The organism is Colwellia sp. MT41, from assembly GCF_001444365.1.
Classification (GTDB): Bacteria; Pseudomonadota; Gammaproteobacteria; order Enterobacterales; family Alteromonadaceae; genus Colwellia; species Colwellia marinimaniae.
This window is the reverse complement of the sequence record NZ_CP013145.1, coordinates 2,879,551-2,894,752: the sequence shown is the minus strand read 5'-3', so window position 1 is coordinate 2,894,752 and position 15,202 is coordinate 2,879,551. Positions and strand designations below refer to the sequence as shown.

12 protein-coding genes are annotated in these 15,202 nt (G+C 40.3%); 4 read left to right on the top strand and 8 right to left on the bottom strand.

The annotated features are described in order from the left end of the window. Positions 1-8: 8 nt before the first annotated feature. The 3 genes from CMT41_RS12435 to pabB all read right to left on the bottom strand — a co-directional run bounded on the left by CMT41_RS12435 (position 9) and on the right by pabB (position 3,846). Positions 9-1,385 (bottom strand): L-serine ammonia-lyase, encoded by a 1,377-nt coding sequence (locus tag CMT41_RS12435; protein WP_057181597.1) that lies wholly within the window; start codon positions 1,383-1,385, stop codon positions 9-11. A 318-nt stretch (positions 1,386-1,703) separates the two neighbouring features. Then, complete coding sequence (locus CMT41_RS12430; protein WP_057181596.1) at positions 1,704-2,273, bottom strand: CoA pyrophosphatase; 570 nt, start codon at positions 2,271-2,273, stop codon at positions 1,704-1,706. 88 nt (positions 2,274-2,361) lie between these two features. Then, a complete protein-coding gene (gene pabB, locus CMT41_RS12425) occupies positions 2,362-3,846 on the bottom strand; it encodes an aminodeoxychorismate synthase component I (protein ID WP_257721047.1) in 1,485 nt (494 codons plus the stop codon). A 289-nt stretch (positions 3,847-4,135) separates the two neighbouring features. On the opposite strand from pabB, the gene CMT41_RS12420 reads away from it, so the two are divergent. Beyond that, positions 4,136-5,659 (top strand): fumarate hydratase, encoded by a 1,524-nt coding sequence (locus CMT41_RS12420; RefSeq protein ID WP_058027436.1) that lies wholly within the window; start codon positions 4,136-4,138, stop codon positions 5,657-5,659. 63 nt (positions 5,660-5,722) lie between these two features. Here the strand turns inward: CMT41_RS12420 and CMT41_RS12415 are convergent, their stop codons facing one another. Both CMT41_RS12415 and CMT41_RS19200 read right to left on the bottom strand, forming a co-directional pair. Continuing rightward, positions 5,723-6,655: a cation transporter gene (locus CMT41_RS12415; protein ID WP_058027435.1), complete on the bottom strand. Its 933-nt coding sequence runs from the start codon at positions 6,653-6,655 to the stop codon at positions 5,723-5,725. 153 nt (positions 6,656-6,808) lie between these two features. Then, entirely contained in the window at positions 6,809-6,949 is a 141-nt protein-coding gene (locus CMT41_RS19200) for a hypothetical protein (RefSeq protein WP_157466376.1), read from the bottom strand. A gap of 420 nt (positions 6,950-7,369) precedes the next feature. Here CMT41_RS19200 and CMT41_RS12405 point away from each other — a divergent pair, with 420 nt between their 5' ends. Continuing rightward, positions 7,370-9,739 carry a S8 family serine peptidase gene (locus CMT41_RS12405; RefSeq protein WP_058027433.1) on the top strand — a complete coding sequence of 790 codons (2,370 nt, stop codon included), beginning with the start codon at positions 7,370-7,372 and terminating at the stop codon, positions 9,737-9,739. A gap of 227 nt (positions 9,740-9,966) precedes the next feature. Here the strand turns inward: CMT41_RS12405 and CMT41_RS12400 are convergent, their stop codons facing one another. Next, a complete protein-coding gene (locus CMT41_RS12400; RefSeq protein WP_197410283.1) occupies positions 9,967-10,884 on the bottom strand; it encodes a glutaminase in 918 nt (305 codons plus the stop codon). A gap of 572 nt (positions 10,885-11,456) precedes the next feature. Between CMT41_RS12400 and CMT41_RS12395 the strand changes: the two genes are divergently transcribed. Then, positions 11,457-13,151, top strand: coding sequence for a methyl-accepting chemotaxis protein (locus tag CMT41_RS12395; protein ID WP_058027432.1), 1,695 nt, complete (start codon positions 11,457-11,459; stop codon positions 13,149-13,151). 51 nt (positions 13,152-13,202) lie between these two features. On the opposite strand, the gene CMT41_RS19590 is transcribed toward CMT41_RS12395, so the two are convergent. Beyond that, on the bottom strand, positions 13,203-13,364 hold the full coding sequence (locus CMT41_RS19590; RefSeq protein WP_232299954.1) for a helix-turn-helix domain-containing protein: 162 nt from the start codon (positions 13,362-13,364) through the stop codon (positions 13,203-13,205). Then, on the bottom strand, positions 13,304-13,525 hold the full coding sequence (locus CMT41_RS19585; RefSeq protein WP_058027431.1) for a helix-turn-helix domain-containing protein: 222 nt from the start codon (positions 13,523-13,525) through the stop codon (positions 13,304-13,306). The genes CMT41_RS19590 and CMT41_RS19585 overlap by 61 nt, the downstream gene beginning before the upstream one ends. Before the next feature lie 374 nt (positions 13,526-13,899). Here CMT41_RS19585 and CMT41_RS12385 point away from each other — a divergent pair, with 374 nt between their 5' ends. Further along, positions 13,900-15,108, top strand: a complete 1,209-nt coding sequence (locus tag CMT41_RS12385; RefSeq protein WP_335338149.1) for an MFS transporter — start codon at positions 13,900-13,902, stop codon at positions 15,106-15,108. Positions 15,109-15,202 lie beyond the last annotated feature (94 nt).

The window sequence follows — 15,202 nt, the reverse complement described above, 5'->3', positions numbered from 1 at the left end:
AAATTCGCTTAACATTCGATAATATTTACCGCTAAACCACCGCGTGATGTTTCTTTGTACTTGGTTTTCATATCATTACCTGTTTCCCACATGGTTTTGATAACTTTATCTAAAGAAACTTTTTGTGTGCCAGTACCGCGTAGCGCTAAGCGTGAAGCGTTAATCGCTTTGACTGAGCCCATAGCGTTACGTTCAATACAAGGTACCTGTACTAAGCCGCCAACAGGGTCACAGGTTAAACCTAGGTTGTGTTCCATACCTATTTCAGCGGCATTCTCTACTTGTGGTGGCGTGCCACCCATAATTTCAGTTAATGCGCCTGCGGCCATTGAACAAGCAACACCTACTTCACCCTGACAACCTACTTCAGCGCCAGAAATAGAGGCATTAGTTTTATATAAAATACCAATAGCGGCAGCGGTTAATAAATAGCGAACACAGTCTTCATCGGAAACCGGCTTGACAAACTTATCGTAGTAGCTAAGCACTGCTGGAATAATACCTGCGGCACCGTTGGTAGGTGCGGTAACTACTCGGCTACCCGCGGCATTTTCTTCATTTACCGCCATAGCGAATAAATTGACCCAGTCCATTGCAATTAAAGGGTCGGTAGATTTTTCTACCAACAAAGTGCGATACAGCGCAGGGGCACGGCGAGCTAATTTTAAACCGCCTGGCAGAATACCTTCGGTGTTCATACCACGTTCGATACTGTCTTTCATTGCTTGCCAAATAGTGACCAGCTTAGTGCGAATTACTTTTTCATCGTTTAAGCACTTTTCATTATCCATCATGATAGTACTAAAACTTAGCCCCTTAGTACTTGCCAAGGCTAATAATTCATCACCTGAGCTGAAAACATGTGGTCGTTTAATATTGGTGTGTAAAGAGAGCGCTTTATCTTTTTCTTTTTCAAAATCACAGGCTTCAACAATAAAACCACCACCAATGGAGTAATAAGTTTGCTCTAATAATAAACTATCATTTTGATAAGCATATAAGGTCATGGCGTTAGCATGAGCAGGTAGCGTTTTTCTGCGGTGATAAATAATGGCGTCATCTTTAGGGAAGTTGACTTCATGGCTACCATTGAGTGAGATTTTTTGGCTGCTAACGACTTCCGCTAAAATAGTTTCTATTGATTCAACCGGAATGCCTTCAGGCGTTTGCCCGGTGAAGCCTAAAATAACCGCTTTACCTGTGCCATGGCCAATACCTGTTTGCCCTAATGAGCCAAACAGTTCACATTTAACTCGGTCGACCTTAGTTAATAATTCTTGCTTAACTAATGCATCAACGAAAAGTTTTGCCGCTTTCATTGGCCCCACGGTATGTGAGCTTGATGGACCTATACCAATAGAAAACATATCAAATACACTGATCATACTTTTTACCTTTGCTCTGCTTATTTAATACCAAGTGGAATAATCTACTTGGTTTAATTCACACTATTCTTTAATTATAGACCCAAGAGTACTCAAGCTAAAGCTCGGTGTTAAAGGTTCTGTGTAATATAAAGTATGGTGTTGGTGCTATTTTTCCGAATTATCACTGTTTTTTGTCGGAATAGTGGAATTATTGTCGGTTAATTTTTGTTAGTGGTAATTCTAGCTGAAAGTTATTAAATAAAGAAACAAAATAATCGACTAATTGATAACTAAATGTACTAGGGGGCTTTTTTTAGTGGCGTAATAACCGAGGCACTAGTTTATGTGAGCGACTAAATCTTTGATCATTACCGCGGTAGCACCCCATATATGGTAGTGTTTGTAGGGCAAAAAATGCACATTATGTTGTTTGCCATTTTTACTGGCAACAAAGACATGATGATCCTTGGTGGTCAAAAAATGTTGTAGTGGTACTTGAAAGATTTCAGCGACTTCATTTTTATCCATTTTATAGCGTTGTGCGCGGGCGACTATGGCAACAATTGGGGTAACATGAAAACCGCTAATGGTTTGATAAGGCTGTAATTGTCCAACAACAGTGATGGCTTGTCGAGATAAACCAATTTCTTCAAAAGTCTCTCGCAGTGCCGTATCTATTAATGACTTATCTGTTGGCTCTACTTTACCGCCGGGGAAACTGACTTGGGATGGGTGATGTTTTAAATGGCTGGCTCGTTTGGTTAATAATACTTGTAAACCCTCAGCGGATTCGACCAAAGGGATGAGTACCGCAGCAGAACGAAGTGGTAAATGATGTTGATAATTATGCTCAGACTCAGGCAATTGTAATAAATTAAAGCGTAATAAAAATTCATTTTTGTCCATTGGCGTTACCCTTACTACTTATTTAGGAACTGTTATTTTTATGCTGCTTTCTAAAAGACTTAACATTAACTTAGGTTTAAACTTAAGCCTACACCTGATTGAGCTTTGATAATACTGGTAAAATACAATTGACCTTATCAAAGGTCTCTTGATATTCGCTTTCAGCGGTTGAATCAGCGACAAGCCCACCGCCAGCCCAGCAATAAATGCTCTTTTCCCCTTTTAAAACGGTATTGACTGAGCTGTCACTTGGCTGACAAATTAAGGTGCGAATCGTTATGCTGGTATCCATAGTGCCACAATTTGACAGATAACCAATAGAGCCACAATAAACACTGCGGCGGTGTGGCTCTAGCTCTTCTATAATTTCCATGGCGCGTATTTTCGGCGCACCGGTAATAGAGCCGCCAGGAAAGGCACCGCGCAGTAAGTCAGTGGCATGTTTATCGCTAGAGAGTATACCTTCAACGGTACTGACTAAGTGATGTACCGCCGGAAAACTCTCAATATCAAAAAGTTTAGGTACTTTTACTGAGCCCGCTTGGCAACTTCTACTGAGGTCATTACGCAGTAGATCAACAATCATTAAATTTTCGGCAATATCTTTACTTGAGTGTCTTAAAATTTCGGCATTCTTAGCATCTTGTACTTTATCGCTGCTGCGCGGCATGGTGCCTTTAATGGGCTTACTTTGTACCTTACCTTGCTTTAACCGTAAAAAACGCTCAGGAGAAACACTTAAAATAGCGGCATTGTCTAAGCGAATAAAAGCCGAAAATGGTGCTTTGTTTGCTGCTTTTAGGGCTAAATAAGCCTCAAATTCATCACCCTGATACTGGGCACTAAAGCGCTGTGCTAAATTAATTTGGTAACAATCTCCGCTTAATAAGTAAGCTTGTACTTTATTAAATTTTTCAATGTAACTGGCTTTATCCATATTGGCTTGCCAGGGACTGGTTAAGTGGAAAGCTTGATCACTGGTTTTGCTGGCAACTTTTTCGTGTGCACTTACGCCAAGCGTGGCGTTAATAGCCGAGTTAAGCAATGATTTTTCAAGCTCAATACGCTCAGCATCGGGGCACACTAGGTAAAAAGTCGCTGAGTTTTTATCAAAAATAACCGCTTTGTTATATAAACCCACAGCCATGTCAGGTAAGTGAATGTCTTGTTTAGCAATACTAGGTAGTTGCTCAAATCGACGACCTAGATCATAGGAGAAATATCCTAAGGCGCCACCTAAAAAAGGCAAAAATTCATGAGGACTCTTTGGCATGGTAAATAATTGTGCTTGCAGTTGTTTAAGCAGTAACAGTGGATCATCACTGCTTTTTTCAAGGTAACTCTTATTCGCTAAGTTTTGAGATACGTTTTTAGGAAAGCAGATATCAGTGTTATTACCCCGTGTGGTTAGGGTGGCAATGGGCTGCCACACTATAATATCAAAGCGACTATCAACATGGTCGCTATTACCCGAGTCTAACCACATCGCCCAAGGTTGATGAGCAATAGGGCTAAAAATAGCCTCTGCTGTGGTACCACTTTTAACGGGCAGTATTTTAGCGGCAAGAGTCACGGCGCTTTCCTGGGTATTAAGTGCGGCCTTAATTGCCGCGTTAAGTGTTGTGGTAAATTTGATGTCAGTGGTATTAAACAAGGTTTTGCTTCACTTAAGTATTTGCTAGTTAAATAGTTATTATCAGTCATAAGGGACTGGTAGCACTTTCAATAGCAGGTTATTATACGCAGTAGTTTTATTATAACTTTCCACTTAACAATATTAAAGAATATTAGGGTTTTTTGAACTTTCATGCTGTAAACATAGCCAGCAAAGGACAATCGCCCTATAGCTAATAGAGAGCACTATGGCCATCATTAAACAACAAGACTTAATCGACAGTATTGAAGATGCACTGCAATATATTTCTTATTATCATCCGATTGATTTTATTCAGGCATTAGAAAAAGCGTATCACAAAGAAGAATCAAAGGCGGCGAAAGACGCAATAGCACAAATTTTGATTAACTCACGTATGTCAGCCCAGGGTAAACGTCCAATCTGTCAAGATACTGGTATCGTCACCTGTTTTGTTAAAATAGGTATGGCGGTGCAGTGGGATAAAACAGACATGACCGTACAACAAATGGTTGATGAAGGTACCCGTCGTGCATATTTAAATCCGGATAACCCCTTACGTGCTTCTATCGTTGCAGATCCTGCCGGTGCTCGGGTAAATACTAAAGACAATACCCCAGCGGTGGTCCATATTGATATGGTCGAAGGCGCGGGTCTTGATATTATGATTGCGGCTAAAGGCGGCGGCAGTGAAAACAAAACTAAAATGGTGATGTTAAATCCATCAGACTCGATTGCTGATTGGGTAGTGAAAACCTTACCGACGATGGGCGCGGGTTGGTGTCCACCAGGAATGTTAGGTATAGGTATTGGTGGTACCGCTGAAAAAGCGGCAGTTTTAGCCAAAGAAAGCTTAATGGAGCCGGTAAACATTCAAGATTTAATTGAACGTGGCCCAGAAAATGCTGAAGAGGAATTACGTTTAGAAATTTTTGAACGTGTCAATAAACTTGGTATTGGCGCACAAGGTTTAGGTGGTTTAACAACCGTGGTTGATGTAAAAATCAACTCAATGCCGACCCATGCCGCATCTAAACCGGTAGTGATGATCCCAAATTGTGCCGCTACCCGTCATATACACTTCCATCTTGATGGCTCAGGCCCAGCAGTATTAACGCCACCTAAGCTGGATGAGTGGCCAGAAATTACCTGGGAAGTTGGTGAGAATGTTCGTCGCGTTAATGTTGATAAATTAAGCAAAGCCGATATTAGCGAGTGGAAAACGGGTGAAACGGTATTGCTGAGCGGTACTATTTTAACCGGTCGTGATGCCGCACATAAACGTATTCAAGACATGTTAGCGAAAGGTGAAAAACTGCCGGTAGACTTCACCAATAAGTTTATTTATTACGTTGGTCCAGTGGACGCTGTTGGTGATGAAGCAGTTGGTCCAGCTGGCCCTACTACGGCAACACGTATGGATAAATTTACTGAGATGATGTTAGCAGAAACTGGCCTATTAGGCACGATTGGTAAAGCTGAACGTGGTGCGGCAACGTGTCAAACCATTAAAGACCATAAGTCAGTGTACTTAATGGCGGTTGGTGGCGCGGCATACCTTGTTTCTAAAGCAATCAAAAAAGCGAAAGTGGTTGCCTTTGAAGATATGGGTATGGAGGCTATCTACGAATTTGAAGTAGAAGATATGCCAGTAACGGTTGCGGTAGATAGCACAGGTGAGTCTGTTCATGTCACCGGCCCTGAAATTTGGAAAGTTAAAATCCAAGAAGCGGAAAACAAAGCAAAAGCTTAATCGACTCTTTATTTTAAAGAGACAATTAATGAAGAGCGCTTACAGCGCTCTTTTTTATGCCTGCTATTTTAACGATAGTTCGAGCATTGCGTGAGGGTAGTGTTGATTAAGCTCAGCTTCGATAGCAGCTTTGGTTGCTGTTATCGCCTTACCATCAATAGTCTCTAGCTTAGTTATACTTATGTAGGCGACAACTAAATAGCAACTGCCTGTTTTTGATATGTAGCTGTCGACTAATAAGCCATCCTCGCTTAAGTGCTTAGCTATAATCGATTCAATGTGCTGTTTTTGCTTAGTGTTTTGCAAAGTACCACCAGCCAATTCAATAAAGGAATGCCGCACCAGAGTGAGAGGCTCTTTACCAAAAAGAAATACCAGCGCAATAATCAGTAAAGCATCACCTATATAATGAAGAAAGCCGAAATAGCCTTCAATATCAATAAATCGAATACTCACTAAAGTGATACCTATGCCCAATGACATTAAACCATCGAGTTTTACCCCGGTGTATTCAGCCAGTAATAAGGTGCTGGCATTAGATAGTCTCTTATTTTGTCGTTTATAATAAAAAGCCAAAGAGAAACAAAGAAAAACCATCATCACGCTATAAATAAAAATAACCTCGGTATCTAAAACATTCGCAGGCTCACCCGCTAAATAATGAAATACTCGCTCAATATTGACAATAAGTGCCATCAGCAACATGCCGATTATCATCAAACCTTTAACCATTGAAAAAAGTGACTCATAGGCGAATTGGCCAAAAGGGAAGGTGGTGGATTTGTTTAGCTTGATAGCCGACACGCGTAAAGCGAGTATTACAGTGATAAAGGCAACAAAAGAGAAGTTACCATCGAGAGCCAAGGCTTGCGAGTTTGATAAGTAGTAAGCTAACCAACCTGCAAAAGCCATAAATAAATTAGTTGCGGCACCGACCATTAACGTTTTTTTTTCAATCAATTGCTTACTTACCTTTTCACGCACTATATTACTCATTTTAACCTTCACTTTACTTAGCGGCTTAACACTCACTGTTAATATTTTAGTTTCATCTTTATATGTGAGTGGCGAATATTAACTTAATAATTTTCTTGGGGTAATATTAATGAATTTAGAGCTGGTAGCAAAGTGAAGTTAAGATCTATGTTGTTATTTATACCCGTACTGCTTTGATGGGCTTGATGAAAAGTTAATGGACTCACCTAGCGCTAAACGAACAATATCTATGGTGGTTCTACTGGCAAAGGTTGGTTGCTGGCTTTGTTGTTGCTTTTTGACCAGCAAATACACGGCGGTCTGTTACTAAGCGTTAACGGGCTTTATGCAGTGAAACATGAGGCTTAAATATTGAGCAAGGAAATAATTAATTGGCTTAACCTGCACCGAGCCAGCATAAGAAATCAGCATAAGAAAAATGGCAAAGTTAAACATGTCGCTATCAGCTACTGTCACTCTATGGTGAGCTACTTACAGGAGAATAAACTCACCACTGACAATATAGCTGCTGAGATATTTGTTTTTAACGAGGTTAATTCTGTTCGCCAGATACTTTTTAACACGCGTGCCGTTAATAAAATACCTTAACAGTTACTATTTTTTAGCGATAACAACAACTATATTTAATAAAGGTAGAAAGCAACCTCAATGTTAGCGATGTCGGCTTGCTTAGTGTTAGCTCTAACATCAATAATAATGATAGGAAGAGCTGATATGAATATTAAATATACCCCCCTTGTTGTCGTAATCGTGGCAATGATGTTTATGCCATCGCTAGCCGCCACAAAAAAAGATTTTAATGCCGATAATGAACGCTATATTGTTAAGTTCAAACCCGGCAGTAAAACATCAGTAATGACTGCCATACAAAGCCATCGTGGCCAAATCAAGCTTGAAATCGATAAACATCGAATCATAGCGGTAAATTTACCCGCCCAAGCCGCCAAGCAATTCAAAAAACGCCATGATGTTGAGTTAGTGGAACTTGATCCTAAACGCTACTTGCTTGCTGAAAATACCGCTGAAGAAACGCCTTATGGCATAACTATGGTTGAAGCTGAGCATGAAGTTCTAGGACAAGAACAAGGGCCATTTATTATTGGTAATTCAAATAGCAATATGACCGTTTGTATTATGGATACTGGTTATGATCTTGGTCATTACGATTTACCTAGTTCAGGTGTAACCGGCAGTGATGGTTATAACAATTATGATTCCGGAAATTGGGATGAAGACGGTCATGGCCATGGTACCCATGTTTCGGGCACTATTGCCGCTTTAGGGAATAATGAGATTGGTGTTGTCGGCGTTAATCCAAATAATAATTTAAAAATTCATATGGTCAAGGTTTTTAATAGCAGTGGCTCTTGGGCCTATGGCTCAGATTTAATTGTCGCGATCGATCAATGTATGGCGGCAGGGGCAAATGTCATCAGTATGAGTCTTGGCGGCTCTGGCTCTAGTATGGCTGAGAGCAATGCTTTTCAGGCCGCTTATGACAGTGGCATACTGTCAATTGCTGCGGCTGGCAATGATAGTAGTAGCGGTATGTCCTATCCGGCCTCTTATGACTCTGTGGTCTCTGTTGCTGCGGTGGATTCATCAGGCAATAAAGCTAGTTTCTCCCAATATAATACTCAGGTAGAAATTGCCGCACCTGGGGTAGAGGTTATGTCTACCTTACCACATAATAGCTACGCGGCATGGACTGGTACTTCCATGGCAACGCCCCATGTAGCAGGTGTTGCCGCGCTAGTTTGGAACTATTACCCAGAGTGTAGCAATCATCAAATGCGTATCGCCATGGCGCAGTCGGCAGATGATAAAGGCAGTGCTGGCAGAGATAATAACTACGGTTACGGCATAGTCAAAGCTAAAGCTATGTATGATTTTATCTCTGAACATTACCTACCTTTACCTGAATCACCTGAAAAATTCTGTGAAGTTGGTGAGTTTCCACTAGCACCAGAGCCTACTCATTTAGTGAATGGGGCTTCAGTTAATAATCTCTCTGGAGCTAGTGGCGATGAGTTGATGTATCAAATGAGTATTCCAGCAGGTGCCATTAACTTAGCTTTTACTATTTCAGGTGGCAGTGGTGATGCTGATTTATATGTAAAATATGGCTCACAACCCAGTATAACCAGTTATGACTGTCGTCCCTATCAAATTGGTAATAATGAAAGCTGTAGTGTTGCCAGTCCACAAACAGGTACTTATTATGTGATGATAAGAGCTTATTCAAGTTTCTCAGGGCTGTCACTTAGCGGTAATTTTGAAGAAACGATAGCTAATGTCCCACCGGTAAGTTTATTTACGGTCGACTGCACTGATTTAAGTTGTAGCTTTGATGGTAGTACTAGTTACGATAGTGATGGCGATGATCAAAAAGTGGTTTCATATAGTTGGGATTTTGGCGGTGAAGGCAGCGCAACTGGGGTAAACGCTGCTCATAGCTTTGATGCTGATGCTACTTATGATATTGGGTTAACTGTGACTGATGATGCCAGTGCTAGCCATTACAGCGAGCAAGAAGTCACTGTTGTTGATACTAGACCGACAGCATCATTTACCGCCAGTTGTAGCTATCTTGATTGTAACTTTAATGCCAGTGCTAGCGCCAGTAAATATACTGAGGGCAGTATATTTTCATATGCTTGGGTTTTTGGTGAAAACAGTTCAAATAGCAATACCGCTAGTGGGGTAAACGCTGTTCATAGTTATGATGCTGACGGTACTTATGAAGTCAAGTTAACTGTGACTGATAACCTTGGCACCAGCAATTTTAGCACTGGAGAGGTTGCCCCAACAGATCCGCCTGCTGCAGCGCCGCCGGCAGATGTAAAAATCAGCTTGTCGCTCTATGGCTATAAAGTTAAAGGCACTAAATTTGTCGAGTTAACATGGGACAATGCCAATGGAGATGAAGTACATATCTATAAAGTTAAAAAGAAAATGAAGAAATTAACCACCGACAATGATGGTTTTTATATAGACTCCTTTGGCGGTGGCGGAACATTCACTTATAAAGTGTGTGAGTTAAATAGCCCTATCTGTTCAGATGAAAAAATAGTGGAATTCTAAATAGCTAGGTACAATGTTTATTTTACTGGCCGCTTCTTATTTACTCGGAAGCGACCTTTTTTATCTGTTTTTCCACCGCAGTACTTGGCTTAACCCGAGGGTAAACTTTGATCAAGGCTGAATGTGATAGTAACGGCGACAGAGCTGGGCTTGTTAACATTGTAATTAACTACTTTATAACTCAAACTCAATATCATGCCTTTGGCGTAAGGCGGTTTAAGTTAAGCTTAAAAAATAGAAAGTCCTGTTTTAGTAGTAAATAGCTCTAGTGCTTTTGTGCCAACTAATGAATTACCGTATTCATTCAATGCCGGTGAATAGACCGCGATAGCCATTTTCCCCGGCACAACCGCGACAATACCGCCGCCCACGCCACTTTTACCCGGTAAGCCAACGCGAAAAGCAAAATCGCCAGACGCATCATAATGGCCACACGTTAACATTAATGAATTAATACGCTTTGCTTGAGTAGCGTTAATCAACTGTTTCTTTGAGATAGGATCAGTGCCGTTGTTCGCTAAGTACAGCATAGAGCGCGATAGTTGCTGGGCATTCATCACAATAGAGCAATGTTTAAAGTAAGTTTGCAAGACTGTATTGACATCATTATCAAAGTTATCAAAGCTTTTCATCAAATTGGCTAAAGCAATATTTCTAAAGCCATGTGCCATTTCAGACTTAGCGACCACTTCATCTATGGTTATGCTGTTATCACCGCTACACTGATGAATAAACCCCAGAATTTCATTAAAGGCTCTTTCATGGTCATTAAAATGAGACACCAAACTATCGCACACCACGATGGCGCCGGCATTAATAAAAGGGTTGCGAGGAATACCTGCTTCATACTCTAACTGTACCAAAGAATTAAAAGGGTTACCGGAAGGCTCTCGCCAAACACGCTTATATAAGCCATCTTGATAAGTTCGTAGCGCTAGGGTATAGCTAAATACTTTAGAAATACTCTGAATAGAAAAAGGGGTCCGGTATGAACCGACGCCATAATACTGGCCATCATTTAAGGTGATCGCCATACCAAACTGCATCGGATCAACATTCGCTAAAGCGGGAATATATGTCGCAACCTTGCCTTGCCCAAGGGAAGGGAGCACTTGCTGATGTATCTCATTTAATACCTCCATCAGTTTCATAAATAAAGCCTATAAAATATCATTAATAAAAAGTGCTATGGAGCAGTTTGCGTCACTGTAGTCACTGTCGTTGCCCTTTATATCGCTAAAATCACTGCATTGACAAGACAAAATTGTGTCGAGCAAGCTTAGTGATAGTTAAGCGGCAAGTAAAATACCTTAGCAAGGCACTTTATCGAGGAGTAAACGTGTTCTTTTTACATACCACTATTGAATATGATTTAGCCGCTGCGTTAACAGATATCGCAAAAGTTAATCGTTAAAGTTTTTAATTTATAATTTATTAAAAGTTTAATTTTATCAACTCCTTAGGTGGTTTATTTTGTTTTGGTGAATACTATCCAGCTCTCTAAAACAATTATCTCCAACTGTTTTTTATTGTATGTCATAACATCATAAAATGTATAAGCGCTAGCTTTTTAATATCCATACAAAAAATGAGCTACACTTTTAATCTAGGCTTTAAATTTATACATAGAATGCGGTGATAATGGGCAAAAATATTTGCAAAAGTACTCTAAAAAGTATTTTCAAAAGCATTCTAAAAAGGTTGAGGAGTAATTAAGATGAAAGTTGATTTATCCATCAAGCAACGCATTATCGCTATGGTTGTGCTAGCCGTTGCGGTCCAGGTTATTGCCACCGCCATAATACTAACGCAATTAATCACCATTGAACATCATATTGAAGCTGTTGCCAATACCGATATTCCCATAACCAAAGCGGTCACTTCGTTAACAGAGCATCAGTTAGAGCAAGAAATATATTTTGAACAGGCTTTTCGCTTTGCTTTAGCAACGGCTACTGAGCCCTCAGCAAACGCGCATTATAAGGCAGCGGTTGAGCACTTTGAAAGTTTAAATAAAAAGATTGCACACGAATTAAAGGCAATAGAGCAGTCACTTGCTCAAGCAAAAAATCATGCTGAAGAGCAGGTTGACAGAGATGAATTTTCGCAGCTTTTAACTGATGTCAAACAACTAGAACGTCAGCATAAAAAATGGTCGAAACACGCGAAAGAAGTTTTTGTGGCGTTAGCACAGCATAAGTTTCATCATGCTGAGCTATTAAGCGAAACGGTTGAAAATGAGGCCTTAGCGCTAACTGAGCATGTTGAAGGTGTTTTAGCTGAAATTGAGCGTTTTACCGAAGAGGCGGTAATAAAAATTGATGAAGAAGCTATCAAGCTTGAGTTTATTGCCATAGCTGCAGTAGTTGTGAGTGTATTCGTTAATATTATTAGCGCTTGGCTGGTCATTAATGCCGTGCAAGCTGGCTTGAAAAAGGCAGTACATTCGTTAGAGAATATTGCTCATGGCAATTTTGATGAACATGTAGCAGTAGATGAACCAGGAGAAGTAGGGCAGATGCTTGAACATATGGAGACAATGCGCGCTAGTGTTTGTGCTATTTTAACCAAGGTCAATGACTCTACCAATGATGTGCAACAAACTGCTCAAGTATTAGCCCAAGCAAATAACAAGGTGCAAGAAAATTTAGTCAATCAATTTCAACAAATTGATTTGGTGGCTACAGCAATTAACGAGTTGTCTTCAACCGCACAAGAAGTGGCAAAAAACACCAACAGTACCCTAGAGTTAACAGAAGCCGCATCATCTAGTTCACAGCAAAGTCAGCAGGTGAATTTACAGGCTATGGAGCAAATTAGGCAACTGGTGGAAAGTTTATCAGACAGTGGCGAGGCGCTTACTAAGCTAGAAAAAAACAGTGAAAAAATAGAATCAGTATTGGAAGTCATCAAAGGTATTGCCGAGCAAACCAACCTTCTCGCGCTTAATGCCGCGATAGAAGCAGCCAGAGCCGGGGAGCAAGGCCGAGGTTTTGCTGTTGTTGCCGATGAAGTGAGAAACTTAGCGCAACGTACACAAGAGTCAACTAAAGAAATTGAACAAATGATTGAGCAATATCGTTCGGGCGCACATAACGCTGTGGTGGCTATGGATCATAGCCGAGAGCTGAGTGCCAAAACCATAGAGTTCTCTGAACGCTCAAATGCTTTAATGGCCGATGTTAATGAAGCTATTAGTAGTGTTAATGATATGTCCACCCAAGTGGCGACCGCTGCAGAAGAGCAACACTGTGTGGTTGAAGAAATAAATAACAATATCACGCAAGTTAATGATGCCTCGCATGAGAACAAGTTGGAGATTGATCGGGCCGTTGAAGCAACTACTCACTTACAGTCTACCTCCCATGACTTACATGAGGAAATGAGTGAATTTAAACTTGAAAAAAAATAGTGATACGTATTAGTTACTGTTAAAGGCTAGTAAGTTGCCCTAAAGAAAAGGTTACTTAGCGAGGTGCTTTTTAGGTGGGCAACCAAGTTGTTTTTTAAAGCCGGTGATAAATGCTGAAGTTGATTCATAACCTAGCTCAAAGGCAATATCTATCAGTGGGTATTGCTGTTCAGTAATTCTAACGATTTTAATATTCTTAGTTTTTGTTGCCATTTGCTAAAACCCATGCCGTAATTTTGATTAAATAATCGATTTAGTGTCCTGCTTGAGGCACCAACTTTAAGTGACCATTGCTCTATGGTTAATTTATTAGCGGGCTCTTGGTTGAGGGTTTCAATTATCGGTAATAGTCTTTTATCTTGAATAGTTGGCATAAACAAAAATACCCGCATCGGTTTCAATAGGCATAACACCAACACAAGAATAGGAAAGCTGCGACCACGGATGAGTATGGCTAACAATCTGCGTCATGGGCTTAAATTCGGCAGAGGTAGGTAATACAGTTCGGGGTAAGCTTGGGTAAAGTCGGCTCGGGCTTTGTTTATGCCAGACGATTTTGTCTGAATTGATAAACTAACTGTCATAATTGTCGCTATTGCTCATGTTAAATCATCATATAATGGCCTCTTTAGCGAGACAAGCTTATCCTTGGTAGAGCGTTTACCTGCTATGTCTTTGGCACTCATTACTTCGGGTAAGTTAAATAGTGTCAGTTATTTAGTGTCAGTTATGTATAACAAGGAGTTGTATGAAAGAATTAAGCAAAGCAACGCAAGCAACAGCAAAAACAACACTTGTTACCGAGCAAGGTAAAAGTTGGCAAAGTCCTTTTGTTTTCTTAGCGATTGCCAGCATTGTCATGTCAGTTACTTTTGCCGGTTGGATGGCAATGCTCAATAACTTTGTTATTGAGCAAGCAGCCTTTACTGGCGCTGAAATAGGCATGTTGCAATCTTTACGGGAAATCCCTGGCTTCTTAGCGTTTACCGCGATATTTGTGTTATTAGTGTTTACCGAGCAAGTCTTTGCCTTGATTTCTTTGTGTCTGTTATCTATTGGTGTTGCCATTACTGGGCTGTTTCCTAGTATCTACGGGCTTTATGCCACAACGGTGTTGATGTCTATTGGTTTTCATTATTATGAAACCATAAATACGTCATTAAGCTTGCAGTGGTTTAAAAAAGCAGAGGCGCCAGTAAAACTTGGTCAACTAATGTCAATAAAGTCAGCGGCATCACTTATCTGTTATGGCTTAATTTGGCTGGGTTTTAGTGTTTTTTCTGCTAGCTATCAAGTGATGTATATATTTTTTGGTCTTAGTGGCTTATTACTAACGATTTGCTTAGCCGTTGCTATGCCTAAATTTCCAATGGAACATATACAACATAAAAAAATAATTCTAAGAAAACGTTATAGTTTGTATTACTTACTCACTTTTTTAGCGGGAGCACGTCGACAAATATTTGTTGTCTTTGCCGGCTTCCTTATGGTGGAAAAATTTGGTTACAGTGTCCAAGAAATTACGCTTTTGTATATGATTAATCATCTAATTAACTTTTTTTTAGCGCCTAAAATAGGTGCTTGGATTGCCAAAGTAGGGGAGCGTAAAGCCTTAACCTTAGAGTATTTGGGCTTAATTACCGTTTTTATCGGTTATGCGCTGGTTGAGTCGGCTAATGTTGCCGCCGTGCTGTATGTTATTGACCATTTATTTTTTGCTATGGCCATCGCCTTAAAGACCTATTTTCAAAAAATAGCAGACCCAAAAGATATTGCTGCAACTGCTGGGGTAAGTTTTAGTATTAATCATATTGCCGCTGTGGTTATACCAGCGACCTTTGGTTTAATTTGGCTTTATGATCATTCCTTAGTATTTTATGCTGGTGCCTTTTTCGCCTTACTTTCTTTAGCCGCCAGTCAGTTTGTTAACACGGCTAAGCGGGCACCTAGCAGTTAAGCTTACTTACACCATGTGTTTGTACCATGTATTAATACCATGTCATCAGTAGCCAGTCATTCGACTGGCTTTTTTACGCCTGCTTAGTTGTGTA

What these genes read in the sequence shown, in the direction of transcription:
- CMT41_RS19585 (WP_058027431.1), bottom strand. Translation starts at nt 13,525, where the DNA reads ATGCCAACTATTCAAGATAAAAGACTATTACCGATAATTGAAACCCTC.
- CMT41_RS12405 (WP_058027433.1), top strand. Translation starts at nt 7,370, where the DNA reads ATGAATATTAAATATACCCCCCTTGTTGTCGTAATCGTGGCAATGATG.
- CMT41_RS12415 (WP_058027435.1), bottom strand. Translation starts at nt 6,655, where the DNA reads ATGAGTAATATAGTGCGTGAAAAGGTAAGTAAGCAATTGATTGAAAAA.
- CMT41_RS12395 (WP_058027432.1), top strand. Translation starts at nt 11,457, where the DNA reads ATGAAAGTTGATTTATCCATCAAGCAACGCATTATCGCTATGGTTGTG.
- CMT41_RS12420 (WP_058027436.1), top strand. Translation starts at nt 4,136, where the DNA reads ATGGCCATCATTAAACAACAAGACTTAATCGACAGTATTGAAGATGCA.
- CMT41_RS12430 (WP_057181596.1), bottom strand. Translation starts at nt 2,273, where the DNA reads ATGGACAAAAATGAATTTTTATTACGCTTTAATTTATTACAATTGCCT.
- CMT41_RS19590 (WP_232299954.1), bottom strand. Translation starts at nt 13,364, where the DNA reads ATGGCAACAAAAACTAAGAATATTAAAATCGTTAGAATTACTGAACAG.
- CMT41_RS12385 (WP_335338149.1), top strand. Translation starts at nt 13,900, where the DNA reads ATGAAAGAATTAAGCAAAGCAACGCAAGCAACAGCAAAAACAACACTT.
- CMT41_RS12435 (WP_057181597.1), bottom strand. Translation starts at nt 1,385, where the DNA reads ATGATCAGTGTATTTGATATGTTTTCTATTGGTATAGGTCCATCAAGC.